This window comes from Pseudomonas sp. GW460-LB5, assembly GCF_059423245.1.
On sequence record NZ_JBWKXT010000013.1, the window covers coordinates 60,062 to 76,363 of the forward strand.

Below are 16,302 nucleotides of genomic sequence, written 5' to 3' on the forward strand. Positions count from 1 at the left end.
GAATTCCTCGATTGGCTCAGCGGTACGCCCGCCGGTTGATAAATGTTCAGATCAGGATCTTGCCGTGGCGCACGAAGGTCGGTTTGACCACTCGCACCGGGTACCATTTGCCGCGGATTTCCACCTCGGCGCGGTCACCGGTGGCCATGGGTACGCGCGCAAGGGCAATGGACTTGCTCAGCGTAGGAGAGAAACTACCACTGGTGATCTCCCCTTCGCCAATCCCGGCCACACGCACCACCTGGTGGGCACGCAGCACGCCGCGCTCTTCCAGCACCAGGCCGACCAGCTTTTCCTGCACACCCTGTTCGATTTCCGTCAGCAGGCCGGCGCGGCCGATGAAGTCACGCTCGGCTGGCTCCCAGGCGATGCTCCAGCCCAGGTTGGAGGTCAGCGGGGTATGGGCTTCGTCGATGTCCTGGCCGTACAGGTTCATGCCGGCTTCCAGGCGCAGTGTATCGCGGGCACCCAGGCCACTGGGGGCGATGCCGGCGCCGACTAAATCATTGAAGAATGCCACCGCCTGATCGCCCGGGAAGATGATCTCCAGGCCGTCCTCACCGGTATACCCGGTGCGGGCAATGAACCAGTCACCGTCGGCGACACCTTCGAACGGTCGCAGATCGCGAATCAGCGCCGCACGCGCCTGGCTGAGCAGTGCTGCGACCTTTTCGCGGGCACGTGGGCCCTGGATGGCGAGAATGGCCAGGTCGGGGCGGACCTGGAATTTCACAGTAAAACCGGCCCGCTGGCGTTCTAGCCAATCGAGCACTCTCGCCCGGGTAGCGGCGTTGGTGACCAGGCGGTAGCCGGTTTCCGTGCGGTAGACGATCAAGTCGTCGATCACCCCGCCCTGCTCCTGGAGCAGCGGGCTGTACAGCGCCTTGCCGGTAGCCTTGAGGCGGGCCACGTCGTTGGCCAGCAAACGTTGCAGCCAGGCAGTTGCGTCGCTGCCATCGACATCGATCACGGTCATGTGGGAAACATCAAAAACCCCGCAATCGCTGCGCACCTGGTGGTGCTCCTCGACCTGCGAGCCATAGTGCAGGGGCATGTCCCAGCCACCGAAATCGACCGTTTTGGCGCCAAGCGCCAGGTGCAGGTCATACAAAAGCGTGCGCTGTCCCATGGGTTTCTCCTTCCGGGCGTGGCGAAGCGGCGGCGGTCGATGACGTTTGGTCGTCAGCTCTTCTTGTAGGACCCACCGCGCGAATGCCGCGCATTGTAGCCGCAAGGACGCAGGCTGACACCCTCAGCGACTGTGACCGGGCCGATGTGCCGAACGGCGGATCAGGCCGATGACCGGCAGCAGGCCCACCAGTACCAGCGTCAATGCGGGCAGCGAGGCACGCGCCCATTCGCCCTCGCTGGTCATCTCGAACACTCGTACCGCCAAGGTGTCCCAGCCGAACGGTCGCATCAGCAAGGTGGCCGGCATCTCCTTGAGCACATCGACGAACACCAGCAGGGCGGCGCTGAGGGCACCGGGCACCAGCAGCGGCAGATACACCTTGAAAAACAATCTGGGCCCACCCACGCCCAGGCTACGGGAGGCCTCGGGCAGTGACGGGCGGATACGCTCCAGGCTGCTTTCCAGCGGCCCGTAGGCCACGGCGATGAAACGCACCAGGTAGGCCAGCAGCAGGGCGGCCAGGCTGCCCAGCAACAGCGGCTTGCCTGCCCCGCCCAGCCAGCTGGACAGCGGAATCACCAAGTGGTTGTCGAGGTAACTGAACGCCAGCATGATCGACACTGCCAGCACCGAGCCGGGCAAGGCATAGCCCAGATTGGCCAGGCCGACCCCGGCGCGGATACCCCCCGTCGGCGCCTGGCGCCGGGCAAAGGCCAGCACCAGCGCCACGCTCACCGTGACCAGTGCCGCCATGCTGCCCAGGTACAGGGTGTGCAACACCAGGCCGACATAGCGCTCGTCCAGGTCATGCCGGCCGCGTTGCCAGAACCACGCCAGCAGCTGCAGCAGCGGGATGACGAAGGCGCAGGCAAACACCAGCAGGCACCAGCCACTGGCCAGCAGCGCCTTGACCCCGCGCAGGTGGTACAGCGCCTGCGCCCGCGGCCGCTCGTTGCCGCTGCGGCTGGCCCCACGGGCACGGCGCTCGCCGTACAGCACCAGCATCACTGCCAGCAACAACAGGCTGGCCAGCTGGGCGGCGCTGGACAGGCTGAAGAAGCCGTACCAGGTCTTGTAGATGGCGGTGGTGAAGGTGTCGAAATTGAACACGGCCACCGCGCCGAAGTCGGCCAGGGTTTCCATCAAGGCCAGGGCAATGCCGGCACCGATGGCCGGCCGTGCCATCGGCAAGGCCACACGCCAGAAAGCCTGCAGGGGCGATAGCCCGAGTACGCGCGCCGCTTCCATCAGGCCTTTGCCCTGGGCCAGGAAGGCCGTGCGCGCCAGCAGATAGACATAGGGGTAGAACACCAGCACCAGCACGATGATCACCCCGCCGGTGGAGCGCACCCGCGGCAGGCGCATCGGCCCGAACACCTCACGCAGGGCGCTTTGCACCGGGCCGGCGAAGTCCAGCAGGCCGACGAAGACGAACGCCAGCACATAGGCCGGGATGGCGAACGGCAGCATCAGCGCCCAGTCCAGCCAGCGCCGGCCGGGGAACTCGCAGAGGCTGGTGAGCCAGGCGAGGCTGACGCCCAGTACAGTGACGCCGATACCCACGCCCACCACCAGCGTCAGGGTATTGCCCAACAGGCGGTTCATCTGGGTGTCGAGCAGGTGCGACCAGATCTGCATATCGATCGACTGCCAGGACAACAGCAGGACGCTCAAGGGCAGCAGCACGAGGGCGGCGATCAGGGAGACCGGGAGGTACCAGCGGCGTTGGGGGGTGTGGGGCAAGGCTTGATTCTCGGTTGCGATGGCGACCGCTGCGCGGTCGTTCGCGGGACAAGCCCGCTCCCACAGGGACTGCACAAGGCATCGGTCCTGTGAAGGTACTGTGGGAGCGGGCTTGTCCCGCGAAGGGGCCTCTGAAGGCCCCGGAAGGATACGGCCTGGCGCTTAGTTGTAGCCAGCGCGATCCATCAAACGAATGGCTTCGGCCTGACGCTTGCCGGCAATTTCCACCGGAATGCTGTCAGCCTTGAAGCTGCCCCATGCCGCCACTTCCTCGGAAGGCTTGACCTTCGGGTTGGCCGGGAACTCCTGGTTGATGTCGGCGAACAGCTTTTGCGCGTCTTCACCTGTCATCCACTCCACCAGCTTTTTCGCCGCTTCCGGGTGTGGCGCATGCTTGGTCAGGCCAATACCCGACAGGTTGACGTGCACGCCACGGTCACCCTGGTTGGGCCAGAAGATCTTCACCGGCAGGTTCGGGTTTTGCTTGTGCAGGCGGCCGTAGTAATAGGTGTTGACCACGCCCACGTCACACTGGCCGGCCTCGATGGCCTGGATTACCGCGTTGTCGTCGGAGAACACGTCGGTGGACAGGTTGTTGACCCAGCCTTTGACGATTTGCTCCGTTTTCGCCTCGCCATGTGTCTCGATCAGGGTGGCGGTGAGCGACTGGTTGTACACCTTCTTTGCCGTGCGCAGGCACAGGCGGCCTTCCCACTGTTTGTCGGCCAAGGCTTCGTAGGTGCTCAACTCCTCGGGCTTGACCCGCTCGGTGGAGTAGATGATGGTGCGGGCGCGCAGGCTCAGGCCCGTCCAGTCATGGGACGAGGCGCGGTACTGCGGCGGAATGTTCTGGTCGATGATGTCGGACTTGATCGGCTGCAGGATGCCCATCTGCTCGGCTTGCCACAGGTTGCCGGCATCGACGGTCAACAGCAGGTCGGCCACGCCGTTGTCGCCCTCGGCCTTGATGCGCTGCATCAGCGGGGCTTCCTTGTCGGTGATGAACTTGATCTTGACCCCGGTCTTGGCGGTGTAGGCATCGAACACCGGCTTGATCAGCTCGTCGATGCGCGAGGAGTACACCACCACTTCATCCGCCGCTTGGGCAGTGCCGCCGAACAGGGTCAGGGCCAGGGCGGCCAGTAGGGGCTTGCGTGGCAACATGGGAAGCACTCCTCGGATCGTTTGAGAGGTGCGAATGGTAGTGAATCCCATTTTCTGGCTCATCTACCTAGCAGTTACCGGATGTTGCAGAGCTTGCACCGCCCATTGCAGGAGCAACCCTCAGGCTTTGGCCAGATCCGGCAGATCACCACTCAAACCCAGCGCCTGGCGTACAAACAGCGCCTTGGCCTCCGGCATCTGCTCCACCAGTTTCAACCCGCTGTTACGCAACCAGCGCAACGGCAGCGGGTTGGCCTGGAACAAGCGCTCGAAGCCCTCCATTGCTGCCATCAGCGCCAGGTTGTGCGGCATGCGCCGCCGCTCGTAACGGCTCAACACCTTCACATCCGCCAGCCGCTCACCGCGCTCGCAAGCGTTGACCAGCACTTCGGCCAGTACTGCGGCATCGAGGAAGCCCAGGTTTACACCCTGCCCCGCCAGCGGGTGGATGGTGTGCGCAGCATCGCCGATCAAGGCCAGGCCTTCATCCACATAGCGCTTGGCGTGGCGCTGGCGCAGCGGCACGCATACCCGCGGGTCGGCCTGCAGCACCTCCCCCAGGCGCCCCTCGAAGGCCCGCTCCAGGGCCTGCAGGAAGGCAGCTTCATCCAGTGCCATCAGCTGCTCGGCATGCTCCGGGGTGGTCGACCATACAATCGAGCACCAGTCCTGCTGGCCATCACGGGTCAACGGCAGGAAAGCCAACGGCCCCTCATCGGTGAAACGCTGCCAGGCCGTGCCCTGGTGCCCGGCACTGCAACGCACACTGGTGACGATGGCATGGTGAAGGTAATCCCATTCGCGGGTTTCGCAGCCCGCCAGGCGCCGCACCGCTGATTGGGCACCGTCGGCGGCAACCACCAGCGGTGCACGCAGCTGCCGGCCATCGGCCAGGGTCAGCAACCACTCGTCTCCCGAGCGACGCAACTGCTCCATCCGCGCGTTGGGCAGCAGGCCGATGTCGCTGTCGTGCAGGCGCTCCAGCAGGCCATCCTGCACCACCCGGTTTTCGACGATATGGCCAAGCACGTGGGCGTGCACGCTGGCGGCCGAGAAATGAATCTGCCCAGTGCCGCTGCCGTCCCACACATGCATGTCGGAATAGGGCGTGGCACGCCGCTGGGCAATGCCGTCCCACGCGCCAAGGCGCTCGAGGATGCGCTGGCTGGCCGCCGACAGCGCGCTGACACGTGGTTCGAAGGGTGCCTGGGCGTCGAAGGGCTTGACCGTCAGCGGGCCGCCATCGAGCAAGAGGATTTGCAAGCCACTGTGGCGCAACGCCAGGGCCAGTGCGCTGCCGACCATACCGGCACCGACAATCAACAGATCTGCGCGCGTTTCCATGCCTTACGCCAGCCTCGCTTGCGGCTTGAGCCGCACGTATAGGGTTTTATCGACCCGCGCCACCAGTTCGCCGGCACCATCGCGGATATCGACCTGCAATCGCGGCAGGCACTTCTTGCCGGTGGCGGTCTGCTGGCGAATGTCGTCCAGCAGCGCGTCATCAACGTGAAATTCGGCATACACCGGGCCTTTGCCCGGCGAGATGAAATCGATGCTGGCGGCCTTGTCCCAGACGATGTAGTCGCGGCCCAGTTGCTCGATCAGCAGCAACATGTAGAAAGGGTCGACCATCGAATACAGGCTGCCACCGAACTGGGTACCGACATAGTTGCGGTTCCAGCGGGTCAGCTTCATCGCCACTTTGACGCTGCGCAGGTCCGGGCTGATGGACTGCACGCGGATACCAGCACCCAGGTACGGCGGGTAGAGGTTCAGCATCCAGCGCAACATGCGTGCACGGCGTGCCAGTTTACGCGGGTTGCTCATGCCTGCCCTCGCGGATCGGGGCGGGTGCCAAGGCCCATGGCCTGGCGGGCGAACCAGCTTTTGGCCGGCGGCAACAGGTCGAGCCCCAGCAGGCCGAGGTTACGACCGGCGGCCAGCAACGGCTGATTGCTGCCAAACAGGCGGGTGACCTGGTCGGAAAAGCCAATGGTCATGGCCTGGTCCAGACGCTGGCGCTGGGCATAAGCCTGCAGCGTGGCCAGGTCGCCAGGCTGCTGCGGGCCGGCCAGCAACGCGTCGGCCAGCGACTGCACATCGCGCAGCGACAGGTTGAAGCCCTGGCCAGCGATGGGGTGCAGGCTGTGCGCGGCATTGCCCAGTACCACCAGGTGCGGCCGCACCTGTTCCTGGGCCTCGATCAGTGACAGGGGGTAAAGGTGCCGTGCGCCGACCTGGCGCAGCGTGCCCAGACGATAGCCAAACACGCCTTGCAGCTCGCGCAGGAAGCTGCGCTCGTCGATGTCGGCCAGGCGCCGCGCATCCATGCCCTGGCGTGTCCACACCAGTGCACAGCGGTTTTCCGGCAGCGGCAGCAGGGCCATGGGGCCTTCTTCGGTGAAGCGTTCGAACGCCTGGCCGCCGTGGGCCTCACCCGGGGTGATGTTGGCGATCAATGCGCTCTGCTGGTACGGCGTATGACGCACGTGAATACCCAACTGCTCGCGCAGCCCGGAACGGCCGCCGTCAGCCAGTACCGCCAGGTCGCATTCCAGCTGGGTGTCGTCATTCAACCCCAGGCGGTAACCACCTTCGATAGCCTGCATCGAGGTCACTTCTGCCGGGCAGCGCCAGCTCACCACGTCGCTGTCCAGCCCTTGCCACAGGCATTGGCCAAGCCAGGCGTTTTCCACCACGTAGCCCAGCGCCGGCACTCCCTCTTCCTGGGCATCCAGGCGGGTGGCGCCGAAGCGGCCACGGTCAGACACGTGAATTTGCCGGATGGGCTCGGCACGCCGGCCAATGGCCTGCCAAAGGCCCTGCTGCTGGTAGATCTGCTGAGTACCGAACGACAACGCCGAAGAGCGCGCATCGTAGCTGGGCTGGAAGCTGTCGCCGGGTGCGAACGGCTCGATCAGGAGGATCTTCCAGCCGCGCGCCTTGGCCCCGGCCTGCAGGGTCAACGCCAGGCTTGCGCCCACCAGGCCACCGCCAATGATTGCCAGGTTCACGCGGCTCATGCGGCGTCCTTGCGGGCGGTCTGCATCAGCGCCTCGATCTCGGCAACCGTACGCGGCACGCCTGAAGTCAGGATTTCACAACCTTGCCTGGTCACCACGACGTCGTCCTCGATCCTTACACCAATGCCGCGCCATTTTTTGGCCACTGCCTGATTGTCGGCACCTATGTAGATGCCCGGCTCGACGGTCAGCGCCATGCCGGGTTCCAGCACACGCCATTCGCCGCCCACCTTGTACTCGCCAACATCGTGCACATCCATTCCCAGCCAATGGCCGGCACGGTGCATGTAGAAGGCGCGATAGGCCTCGCTGTCGATCAGCGCCTGCACCTCGCCGGTCAGTAGGCCCAGCTCCACCAGGCCTTCGGTAATGACCTTCACGGTCGCCTCGTGGGCGTGGTTCCAGTGCTTGCCCGGGGCGATTTCGGCAAACGCCGCGGCCTGTGCCTTGAGCACCAGCTCGTAAATGGCCTTCTGCTCGGGCGAAAAGCGCCCGCTGACCGGGAAGGTGCGGGTGATGTCGCTGGCGTAGCAGTCGATTTCGCAACCGGCGTCGATCAGCACCAGGTCGCCATCCTTGAGCAGGGCGTCATTCTGCTGATAGTGCAGGATGCAGCCATTGCGCCCGGCCGCGACAATCGAGCCGTAGGCAGGCATCTTCGCGCCGCCCTTGCGGAATTCGTAATCCAGTTCGGCTTCCAGGCTGTATTCGTGCAGCCCGGCCCGGCAGGCCTGCATGGCACGCACATGTGCCCGCGCCGAGATGGCTGCGGCAGCCCGCATCACCTTCACTTCCGCAGCCGATTTATACAGGCGCATGTCGTGCAGCAGATGATCCAGCGCAACGAACTCGTTCGGCGGCTGCGCGCCCAGGCGGGCCTTGGAGCGGATCACGTTGATCCAGTCCATCAGCCGCCGGTCGAACTCGGGGTTGCTGCCCATGGCGCTGTATACCCGCTCGCGGCCTTCGATCAGGCCCGGCAGGATCTCGTCGATGTCAGTGATGGGGAAGGCATCGTCGGCGCCGAAATCGCGCACTGCGCCTTCCTGACCGGCCCGAAGCCCGTCCCACAGCTCGCGCTCCGGGTTACGCTCACGGCAGAACAGCACGTACTCGCCATGCTCACGCCCCGGGATCAGCGCAATGACCGCCTCAGGCTCCGGAAAGCCGCTGAGGTACTGAAAGTCGCTGTCCTGGCGGTATACGTGCTCGACGTCGCGGTTGCGGATGGCAACTGCGGCGCCGGGCAGGATGGCGATGCTGTTGGGGACCATCTGCGCCATCAGCGCCTTGCGCCGGCGGGCATACTCGGCCTTGGGAATGTGGCTCATGGGCAGACTACCCCCGGTTGATCAGTGCAGCGATGGCTTGGGCGCGGGTGCGGCCGGCTTGGCCAGCTCCGAGAACAGCAGCAGAGGCGCCACGCGCAGGTATTCCATGACTTCCATGTAGTCGCTCTCGCCGTCTTCAGACTCTTCGAGGGCTTCCTGTACCTGGGAAATGGCCACCAGGTCCTGCAGCACATCCTTGGCTTCGTCGGACAGGTCCTTGCCCCCGGCATTCAGGCCGAAACCGGTAATGAACCCTTGGCACCACTGGCCCAGCGCGGTGGCGCGGTCGCTGAGGGCGGCGTCGTCGGAAGGCAGCAGCAGGACGATGGCCATATCGTCGCTGGTCAGCTCACCCTTGACCATTTCCTGCAGGCCGATCAGGGCGTTGCGCACGGTGTCACCGGGCTCGGTTTCCAGCAACTGGGCGGCATCGGCCAGCCAGGCATCGGCATCGAAACCGGCACCGGCGCAGCTGCGGCCGATCAGCAGGCCGTGCAGTTCGGCCGGGGTGACAGGATGACCATTGCTCGAGAGCAGCATGGCGAAGGCGATGTAAGGCGATTGGGTATTGGGCATGGGCAGCTAGGCGCCAGACGGCGCAATGACTAGAATGGAGGCCTTGTATCCTAGCACCGGCAGGCGCGCCAAGACCATCGGCACTGGCCGTCGCCGCCCAGGGAGAGGCATCATCGCCAGGTGACTCAACGACGGAGCGAATCGAGTGCAACCCACGCAAGAGAACGACCTTCAGGCACTGATGAGCCGATTCGAGTTGCTGATCGAACGCGTCGAGCAACTAAAACGGCAAAATGCACTCCTAGTAGCTCAGGAAAAATCCTGGCGCGAAGAGCGCGCCCACCTCATCGAAAAGAACGAGATCGCCAAGCGCAAGGTCGAGTCGATGATCTTACGCCTCAAGGCTCTGGAGCAAGACTCATGAGTTCAAGCAATAGCGTCACCGTGCAGATCCTCGACAAAGAATACTCGATCATCTGCCCGCCGGAAGAGCGCAACAACCTGGTCAGCGCCGCGCGCTACCTGGACGGCAAGATGCGCGAGATCCGCAGCAGCGGCAAGGTGATTGGCGCCGACCGCATCGCGGTCATGGCGGCATTGAACATTACCCACGAAATGCTGCACCGCCAGGAAGACCGCACCGAAGCCCCGGCCAGCAGCACCAATCGCGAACAGGTGCGCGACCTGCTGGATCGGGTAGATAAGGCATTGTCCGACGACACGGATACCAAAATCGGTTGAGATTGGTATACTGGCGCCACTCCCTGGTGGATGCGCCAGTCGGTTATGTCCCTGAGCCGATACGCACAACCACGGGGGTTGCACGCTGGGGCCGGTGTGCATGTCCGCCCGACGGAAAGCCTTAACGCCCCCTGCAATCTCCACCTTGAACTTTCGGGTTCAAGGGCTACACCGACAGCGGTCTGACCGGGGAGCCTGAATTCTGTTGCCCGCCCTCAAGGCGGGCGATTCGCTTTGGCCGACCTTGCAGTGTCGGCCAGCCCTCCTGGGATCGCTCGTGCCATGACCGACACCGCGCCGCTCACCCGCCCCCAGCTCCGTCGCCTGCTTCGCAATGCCCGCCGTGCCCTCACCCCTGCCCAGCAACGCCAGGCCACCCTCGGCCTGTATCGCCAGCTGGCACAGCATCCGTTGTTCCGCCGCGCCCGGCACATTGCCTTGTATCTGCCCAACGACGGCGAAATCGACCCTTGCCTGTTGATGCGCGAAGCCCAGCGTCGCGGCAAACGCACCTACCTGCCGGTGCTGCACGCCTGGCCGCGCACGCGCATGGTGTTCCAACGGTTCGAGCAGGGCGAAAAGCTCAAGCCCAATCGTTTCCGCATTCCCGAGCCGCTCACGGACCGCAGGCGCCAGCGGCCGGTCTGGGCGCTGGACCTGATCCTGCTACCGCTGGTCGGTTTTGACGAAGTGGGCGGGCGCCTGGGCATGGGGGGTGGGTTCTATGATCGCAGCCTGGCCTACCAGGCACGTCGGCAAACCTGGAAAAAACCATTGCTGCTGGGGCTGGCGCACGAATGCCAGAAGGTCGAGCGGCTGGCGCAAGCCAGTTGGGATGTACCGCTGCAAGGGACGGTCTCGGACCGTGACTGGTACCTGGCGCCGCGTTGAGCGGCGCCAGCGGAGGGCATCAACGTTGTGGCTGGCTGGCGTCAACCGGCATTTGATAGGCGCTGTCCAGCTTGCGCTCCCACAAACCCTGCGCATAACCGGTAGTGACCACACCCAGGCCAAAAATGAACACCAGAATCCACAGCAGATCCGGCTTTTTGCGTTGATTCATCGAAGATTGCCCCCCAGGCAAACTGTTCAGTGCTTGGCGATTTTCTGAGTATCGCCAGCGGATCGCGCTTTAAACGGGGCGCATTTTCCGACAACCTGCGTCCGCAAGCAAACCTTGACGCCAACCGGCTGTCGGTTTCGTGCAACAGGTTATTTCAAACCTTTTCAGGAGCAGTATCCATGGCCTACTGGCTGATGAAATCCGAGCCCGACGAACTGTCCATCGAAGGCTTGGGCCGCCTGGGCGAAGCGCGCTGGGACGGCGTGCGCAATTACCAGGCGCGGAATTTCCTGCGGGCCATGAACGTAGGTGACGAATTTTTCTTCTACCACTCCAGTTGCCCGCAACCGGGCATTGCCGGCATTGCCAGAATCATCCGCGCGGCTTATCCCGACCCCACCGCGCTGGACCCACAAAGCCACTACTACGACGCCAAGGCCACGGCCGACAAGAACCCATGGAGTGCAGTGGATGTGGCCCATGTGCAAACCCTGCCGCGGGTACTGGAACTGGGCAGGCTGAAGCAGCAGTCCGGTCTGGCCGAGTTGCCGCTAGTACAAAAGGGCAGCCGGCTGTCGGTCATGCCGGTAACCCCCGAACAATGGGCGGTAATTGTCGCGCTTCGTTGAATCAGTGGCTAAGGTCAAGGGTTTGACCGATATCAACACGCCACGCGTGGCCCCGCGCCATGATGTGGTGTGCATGAGCGCAAGGATGCAGAACGATGAACCGATACGCCCCCAGAATCTTCGCCACCGCGCTGATCGCCCTGCTCGCTGCAGCCGGAGGGCTGGGGTACTGGAAGTCGCTCCACGACCAGTTGCCCGAAGGACTGAGTATGGGCAACGGCCGCCTCGAAGCCACCGAAGTCCAGATTGCCAGTAAAGTCCCCGGTCGCCTGGCAGAAGTGCTGGTCGACGAAGGTGACAAGGTTACCCGCGGCCAGTTGCTGGCGCGCATCGACACCCGCACCATGCAAGCCCAGCGCAGCCAGGCCGAAGCCGAAGTGCTGCGCGCCCGGGAAAACTACGCCGCCGCCCAGGCCAGCGTGCAACTGCGTCAAAGCGAGCTGTTGCTGGCCAGCCAGGAGCTCAAGCGCGTGCGCGAAATTTTCCAGCGCAAATACGCGAGCCAGCAGTTACTCGACCAGCAACAGGCACGCTTTGACACTGCCAACGCCGCCGTGGTCGCCGCCCGCGCCCAACTGGCAGCGATCAAGGCTGCCATCGGTGCCGCCGAGGCACAGGTGGCGCAGCTCACCAGCGAAATCGACGACAGCAGCTTGCGTGCGCCCATCAACGGCATTATCCAGCTGCGCCTGGCCGAGCCCGGTGAAGTGCTGGGTGCCGGCGGCCGCGTGCTGATGCTGATCGACCCCAGCGACCAGTACATGAACCTGTACCTCCCAGCGTCCACCAGCGGCCAGCTGACCGTAGGTGACCAGGCGCGCATCGTGCTGGACGCCCTGCCCGAACGTGCCTTGCCGGCCAAGGTGGCCTTTGTCGCCGCCAAGGCCCAGTTCACCCCCAAACAGGTAGAAACCCGCGACGAGCGGCAAAAGCTGGTGTTCCGGGTCAAGCTTCGCCTGACCGACCCAGGCGCCGTGCCGCAGGCCAAACCGGGCATGCCCGGCGCTGGGTATGTGCGCAGGGCTGAGGTGGACTGGCCGGCCAACCTGCAATGAACGCCCCGGCACTGCTGGCCGAGGGCATCAGCCACCGCTACGGCGACCTGGTGGCCCTGCACACCCTCGATTTCAGCCTGCCTGCAGGCACCCGCTGCGCGCTTATCGGCCCTGATGGCGCCGGTAAATCAACCTTGCTGGGGTTGATTGCAGGCGTCAAACGCCTGCAACAGGGCGAACTGCAGGTGCTGGGTGGCTCGATCCGCCAGCGGCGTCATCGCGCGGCGCTGTACCCGAAAGTGGCGTTCATGCCACAGGGGCTGGGTAACAATTTGTACCCGGAGCTGTCGATCAGCGAGAACATTCGCTTTTTCGCCACCCTGTTCGGGCTGGGCCGCCGCGAGTGCGAACAGCGCATGGCCAACCTGCTGCAGGCCACCGACCTGCAACGCTTTGCCAAGCGGCCGGCCGGCAAGCTGTCGGGTGGCATGAAGCAGAAGCTGGGGCTGTGCTGCGCGCTGATCCACGAGCCGGACCTGCTGATCCTCGACGAACCCACCACCGGCGTGGACCCGCTGTCGCGTCGGCGCTTCTGGGAGCTGGTCGAACAGGTTCGCGCACAGCGCCCGCAGCTGACCCTGCTGGTGGCTACCGCCTACATGGAAGAGGCCGAACAGTTCGAGCATTGCCTGATGCTCGATGGCGGCCACCTGCTGGCCGCAGGCCCGAGCCACGAACTGGCTGCCGTCACCCCAAGCGGCAAGCTGGACGACGCCTTCACCCACTACCAGGGCGCGGGCAAGGCGCAGCATCAACCCTTGCGCATCCCACCGCGCCCGGCCACAGACAGCCCGGTCGCCATCGAGGCCCACGACCTGACCCTGCGCTTTGGCGATTTCACGGCGGTAGACAAGGTCAGTTTCGCCATTGGCCGTGGCGAGATCTTCGGCTTTCTCGGTTCCAACGGCTGCGGCAAGACCACCACCATGAAGGTGCTCACCGGCTTGATGCCGGCCAGCGAGGGCAGCGCCAGCCTGCTGGGGCGCCCGGTGGACGCCAGTGACCTGGCCACGCGTAAGCGGGTCGGTTTCATGTCGCAGAGTTTCTCGCTTTATGGCGAGCTCAGCACCCGACAGAACCTGGCCTTGCATGCCCGCCTGTTCGACTTGCCCAAAGCCGAGAGCACCCCGCGCATCGATGAGCTGATCGCGCGCTTCGACCTCGCTGCTATCGCTGATCAACCTTCCGGCGCCCTGCCCCTTGGCCTGCGCCAGCGCCTGTCGTTGGCGGTGGCGGTGCTGCACCGCCCGGAAGTGTTGATTCTCGACGAACCAACCTCCGGCGTCGATCCCGCCGCTCGGGACGACTTCTGGCGCCTGCTGGTTGAACTATCACGCGAACAGGGCGTAACCATTTTCCTCTCAACCCATTTCATGAACGAAGCCCAGCGCTGCGACCGCATCTCGTTGATGCATGCCGGCCGGGTACTGGCCTGCGACACGCCCGATGCCCTGCAGCGCCAGTACCAGGGCGACACCCTGGAGGATGCGTTCGTGCGCTGCCTGGAGCAGGCCCAGGAGCTCGCGCCGCAAGCCGCAGATAACGCCGTGCTGGAGCAGGCAGCCACGGCCGCCCCGCCACTGCGTCAGGGCTTCAGCCTGCGCCGCCTGCTGGCGGTGGCCAGCCGTGAGGGCAAGGAGCTGCTGCGTGACAAGGTGCGCCTGGCCTTCGCCCTGCTGGGCGCGCTGTTCATGATGGTGATCTTCGGCTACGGCATTTCGCTGGATGTGGAAAACCTTGCCTTCGCCGTGCACGATCAGGACCAGAGCCCACAAAGCCGGGCCTACCTCGAAGCCTTCCGTGGCTCACGCTATTTTGCCGAACAGGCGCCGATCCGTGACAGCCGCGAGATGCATCAACGCCTGCAACGTTCGGAAATCAAACTGGCGCTGGAGATCCCGCCCGGCTTTGGCCGCGACCTGTACGCCGGGCGCCAACCGGTGGTGGCGGCCTGGCTCGACGGCGGCATGCCGTTCCGTGCAGAAACCAGCCGCAACTACGTGGAAGCCGTGCACCAGGCCAACCTTGAGCAACTGGCAAAGGCCAACCCCCAGCCGCAGCCGCGCCAGGACCTGGTGCGCCTGGAAACGCGTTTTCGCTACAACCAGGACGTGGTCAGCGTAAATGCCATCGGCCCGGGCGTGATGGCGCTGATTTTGGCCTTTATTCCGGCCATGCTCACCGCGCTGGGCATTGTCCGCGAAAAAGAACTCGGCTCCATCACCAACTTCTACGCCACACCCCTCACCCGCCTGGAGTTCCTGCTTGGCAAGCAGGTGCCTTACCTGGCCGTGAGCCTGGTCAACCTGGCGCTGTTGGTGGCAATGAACCGCTGGCTGTTTGCCGTGCCGCTCAAAGGCAGTGTGCTGGCCCTGGCCTGTGGTGGCGTGGCCTACCTGCTGGCCACCACCAGCCTGGGCCTGCTGATCTCGGCCTTCACCCGCACCCAGATCGCAGCCATCCTGGGCACCATGATCATCACCAGCCTGCCGACCATCCAGTTTTCCGGGCTGATCGTGCCGCGCTCGTCACTGGACGGCGCAGCGGCGGTGATGGGTCAGCTGTTCCCGGCGGGCTACTTTCTCGATATCGCGGTCGGCACCTTCACCAAGGCGCTGGGGCTGCGCGAGCTATGGCCGCAGTGCCTGATCCTGCTGGGCTTCTTCGCGGTGTTTACCGGCCTGAGCCTGGCCATGCTGAAGAAGCAGGAGGCCTGACATGTCGCGCCTGAACCACACCCTGCGCCTGGGCCTGAAAGAACTGACCAGCCTGCGCCATGACAGCGTACTGCTGCTGTTCCTGCTGTATGCCTTTAGCGTGGCGATCTACATGCCGGCGGCCGGCTCGGTGATTGGCGTACACAACGCCAGCGTAGCGGTCGTCGACGAAGACCACAGCCAGCTGTCGCGCAAACTGGCCGAAGCCCTGCAACCGCCCGAGTTCCAGCCCGCCGTACCGCTGCCCGCAGAACGCCTGGACCAGGCCATGGACAGCGGCGAGTACACCTTCGTGATCAATGTGCCGGTGAACTTCCAGAGCGATCTGCTGGCCGGGCGCTCGCCGGAGCTGCAGATCAACGTCGACGCCACGGCCATGAGCCAGGCATTCATGGGCGCCGGCTACATCGGGCGCATCTTCGAGCGTGAACTGCTCGACTACACCCAGCGTGGCAACGTGCAAAGCCCGGTGCTGATCAACCCCAAGGCGCTGTTCAACCCCAACCTTGAGGGGGGCTGGTTCCTGGCGGTGATCCAGATCGTCAACAACATCACCATCCTGGCGATCATCCTCACTGGCACCGCACTGCTGCGCGAGCGTGAACATGGCACCCTCGACCACCTGCTGGTGCTGCCGCTCACCGCACTGGAAATCATGCTGGCGAAGATCGGCAGCAACGCGCTGGTGGTGGTGATCTGCACGTGGGTTTCGCTGGTGGTGGTGGTGAAAGGCGCACTGGGCGTGCCACTGTCCGGCTCGATGGGGCTGTTCCTGGCCGTGACTACGCTTTACCTGTTTGCCAGTACCGCGCTGGGCATCTTCCTGGCCACCCTGGCACGCTCGACGCCGCAGTTCGGCCTGCTGGCGATCCCGGTGATCATCCCGATGCTGTTGTTGTCTGGCGGCAGCACACCCCTGGACAGCATGCCGCAGTGGTTGCAATGGGTGATGCAGGGGTCGCCGTCGACGCACTTCGTCAGCCTGGGTACCGCGATCCTGTTCCGGGATGCCGGGTGGACAGTCGTGTGGCCGGATATCCTGGCGCTGGCGCTGATAGGCCTGGTGTTTTTCAGCGTCGCCCTGGCGCGGTTTCGCCGTAGCCTGGCCTCATGACACCTCAGGATCTATGGTCGGCAACTGTGGGAGCGGGCAAGCCCGCGAACACCGGCGAAGCCAGTGCCATT

Annotated in this window: 16 protein-coding genes and 1 other RNA gene; 8 read left to right on the forward strand and 9 right to left on the reverse strand. The window is 64.5% G+C overall.

The window, feature by feature from the left end:
* Window positions 1-46: 46 nt before the first annotated feature.
* From gcvT to AC07XM_RS10680, 8 genes are all read right to left on the reverse strand, one after another.
* Window positions 47-1,129, reverse strand: coding sequence for a glycine cleavage system aminomethyltransferase GcvT (gcvT, locus tag AC07XM_RS10645; protein ID WP_016489737.1), 1,083 nt, complete (start codon window positions 1,127-1,129; stop codon window positions 47-49).
* A 123-nt stretch (window positions 1,130-1,252) separates the two neighbouring features.
* A complete protein-coding gene (locus AC07XM_RS10650; RefSeq protein WP_060516832.1) occupies window positions 1,253-2,875 on the reverse strand; it encodes an ABC transporter permease in 1,623 nt (540 codons plus the stop codon).
* Between the two features lie 162 nt (window positions 2,876-3,037).
* Window positions 3,038-4,039 (reverse strand): extracellular solute-binding protein, encoded by a 1,002-nt coding sequence (locus tag AC07XM_RS10655; protein ID WP_016489739.1) that lies wholly within the window; start codon window positions 4,037-4,039, stop codon window positions 3,038-3,040.
* 120 nt (window positions 4,040-4,159) lie between these two features.
* On the reverse strand, window positions 4,160-5,383 hold the full coding sequence (locus AC07XM_RS10660) for a 2-octaprenyl-3-methyl-6-methoxy-1,4-benzoquinol hydroxylase (RefSeq protein WP_016489740.1): 1,224 nt from the start codon (window positions 5,381-5,383) through the stop codon (window positions 4,160-4,162).
* A 3-nt stretch (window positions 5,384-5,386) separates the two neighbouring features.
* A complete protein-coding gene (locus AC07XM_RS10665) occupies window positions 5,387-5,869 on the reverse strand; it encodes a DUF4442 domain-containing protein (RefSeq protein WP_016489741.1) in 483 nt (160 codons plus the stop codon).
* On the reverse strand, window positions 5,866-7,065 hold the full coding sequence (gene ubiH, locus AC07XM_RS10670; protein ID WP_096426897.1) for a 2-octaprenyl-6-methoxyphenyl hydroxylase: 1,200 nt from the start codon (window positions 7,063-7,065) through the stop codon (window positions 5,866-5,868). The genes AC07XM_RS10665 and ubiH overlap by 4 nt, the downstream gene beginning before the upstream one ends.
* Window positions 7,062-8,396 (reverse strand): Xaa-Pro aminopeptidase, encoded by a 1,335-nt coding sequence (pepP, locus tag AC07XM_RS10675; protein ID WP_102689448.1) that lies wholly within the window; start codon window positions 8,394-8,396, stop codon window positions 7,062-7,064. The genes ubiH and pepP overlap by 4 nt, the downstream gene beginning before the upstream one ends.
* A 21-nt stretch (window positions 8,397-8,417) precedes the next feature.
* A complete protein-coding gene (locus AC07XM_RS10680; protein ID WP_016489744.1) occupies window positions 8,418-8,972 on the reverse strand; it encodes a YecA/YgfB family protein in 555 nt (184 codons plus the stop codon).
* A 181-nt stretch (window positions 8,973-9,153) separates the two neighbouring features.
* Here AC07XM_RS10680 and AC07XM_RS10685 point away from each other — a divergent pair, with 181 nt between their 5' ends.
* The 4 genes from AC07XM_RS10685 to AC07XM_RS10700 all read left to right on the forward strand — a co-directional run bounded on the left by AC07XM_RS10685 (window position 9,154) and on the right by AC07XM_RS10700 (window position 10,544).
* Window positions 9,154-9,336: a TIGR02449 family protein gene (locus tag AC07XM_RS10685; RefSeq protein ID WP_029886233.1), complete on the forward strand. Its 183-nt coding sequence runs from the start codon at window positions 9,154-9,156 to the stop codon at window positions 9,334-9,336.
* Window positions 9,333-9,653 (forward strand): cell division protein ZapA, encoded by a 321-nt coding sequence (locus AC07XM_RS10690; protein WP_016489745.1) that lies wholly within the window; start codon window positions 9,333-9,335, stop codon window positions 9,651-9,653. The genes AC07XM_RS10685 and AC07XM_RS10690 overlap by 4 nt, the downstream gene beginning before the upstream one ends.
* A gap of 17 nt (window positions 9,654-9,670) precedes the next feature.
* Window positions 9,671-9,850: non-coding RNA, 6S RNA (gene ssrS, locus AC07XM_RS10695), on the forward strand.
* Window positions 9,851-9,935: 85 nt separating this feature from the next.
* Window positions 9,936-10,544: a 5-formyltetrahydrofolate cyclo-ligase gene (locus AC07XM_RS10700; protein ID WP_024718086.1), complete on the forward strand. Its 609-nt coding sequence runs from the start codon at window positions 9,936-9,938 to the stop codon at window positions 10,542-10,544.
* A gap of 19 nt (window positions 10,545-10,563) precedes the next feature.
* Here AC07XM_RS10700 and AC07XM_RS10705 read toward each other — a convergent pair whose 3' ends face one another.
* Window positions 10,564-10,716, reverse strand: a complete 153-nt coding sequence (locus tag AC07XM_RS10705) for a hypothetical protein (RefSeq protein ID WP_016489747.1) — start codon at window positions 10,714-10,716, stop codon at window positions 10,564-10,566.
* A 179-nt stretch (window positions 10,717-10,895) separates the two neighbouring features.
* Here AC07XM_RS10705 and AC07XM_RS10710 point away from each other — a divergent pair, with 179 nt between their 5' ends.
* The 4 genes from AC07XM_RS10710 (at window position 10,896) to AC07XM_RS10725 (ending at window position 16,231) form a co-directional block, all read left to right on the forward strand.
* Complete coding sequence (locus tag AC07XM_RS10710) at window positions 10,896-11,345, forward strand: EVE domain-containing protein (RefSeq protein WP_016489748.1); 450 nt, start codon at window positions 10,896-10,898, stop codon at window positions 11,343-11,345.
* A 95-nt stretch (window positions 11,346-11,440) separates the two neighbouring features.
* The gene (locus AC07XM_RS10715; RefSeq protein ID WP_102689447.1) at window positions 11,441-12,400 is read left to right on the forward strand and encodes an HlyD family secretion protein; all 960 of its coding nucleotides are present in this window, start codon (window positions 11,441-11,443) and stop codon (window positions 12,398-12,400) included.
* A complete protein-coding gene (gene rbbA, locus AC07XM_RS10720) occupies window positions 12,397-15,117 on the forward strand; it encodes a ribosome-associated ATPase/putative transporter RbbA (protein WP_102689446.1) in 2,721 nt (906 codons plus the stop codon). The genes AC07XM_RS10715 and rbbA overlap by 4 nt, the downstream gene beginning before the upstream one ends.
* Before the next feature lies 1 nt (window position 15,118).
* On the forward strand, window positions 15,119-16,231 hold the full coding sequence (locus AC07XM_RS10725) for an ABC transporter permease (RefSeq protein WP_023048875.1): 1,113 nt from the start codon (window positions 15,119-15,121) through the stop codon (window positions 16,229-16,231).
* Window positions 16,232-16,302 lie beyond the last annotated feature (71 nt).

Coding starts and splice junctions, on each gene's coding strand:
- gcvT (WP_016489737.1), bottom strand. CDS start 1,129: ATGGGACAGCGCACGCTTTTGTATGACCTGCACCTGGCGCTTGGCGCC.
- AC07XM_RS10725 (WP_023048875.1), top strand. CDS start 15,119: ATGTCGCGCCTGAACCACACCCTGCGCCTGGGCCTGAAAGAACTGACC.
- AC07XM_RS10680 (WP_016489744.1), bottom strand. CDS start 8,972: ATGCCCAATACCCAATCGCCTTACATCGCCTTCGCCATGCTGCTCTCG.
- AC07XM_RS10660 (WP_016489740.1), bottom strand. CDS start 5,383: ATGGAAACGCGCGCAGATCTGTTGATTGTCGGTGCCGGTATGGTCGGC.
- rbbA (WP_102689446.1), top strand. CDS start 12,397: ATGAACGCCCCGGCACTGCTGGCCGAGGGCATCAGCCACCGCTACGGC.
- AC07XM_RS10700 (WP_024718086.1), top strand. CDS start 9,936: ATGACCGACACCGCGCCGCTCACCCGCCCCCAGCTCCGTCGCCTGCTT.
- AC07XM_RS10710 (WP_016489748.1), top strand. CDS start 10,896: ATGGCCTACTGGCTGATGAAATCCGAGCCCGACGAACTGTCCATCGAA.
- ubiH (WP_096426897.1), bottom strand. CDS start 7,065: ATGAGCCGCGTGAACCTGGCAATCATTGGCGGTGGCCTGGTGGGCGCA.
- AC07XM_RS10715 (WP_102689447.1), top strand. CDS start 11,441: ATGAACCGATACGCCCCCAGAATCTTCGCCACCGCGCTGATCGCCCTG.
- AC07XM_RS10705 (WP_016489747.1), bottom strand. CDS start 10,716: ATGAATCAACGCAAAAAGCCGGATCTGCTGTGGATTCTGGTGTTCATT.
- AC07XM_RS10690 (WP_016489745.1), top strand. CDS start 9,333: ATGAGTTCAAGCAATAGCGTCACCGTGCAGATCCTCGACAAAGAATAC.
- pepP (WP_102689448.1), bottom strand. CDS start 8,396: ATGAGCCACATTCCCAAGGCCGAGTATGCCCGCCGGCGCAAGGCGCTG.
- AC07XM_RS10665 (WP_016489741.1), bottom strand. CDS start 5,869: ATGAGCAACCCGCGTAAACTGGCACGCCGTGCACGCATGTTGCGCTGG.
- AC07XM_RS10685 (WP_029886233.1), top strand. CDS start 9,154: ATGAGCCGATTCGAGTTGCTGATCGAACGCGTCGAGCAACTAAAACGG.
- AC07XM_RS10655 (WP_016489739.1), bottom strand. CDS start 4,039: ATGTTGCCACGCAAGCCCCTACTGGCCGCCCTGGCCCTGACCCTGTTC.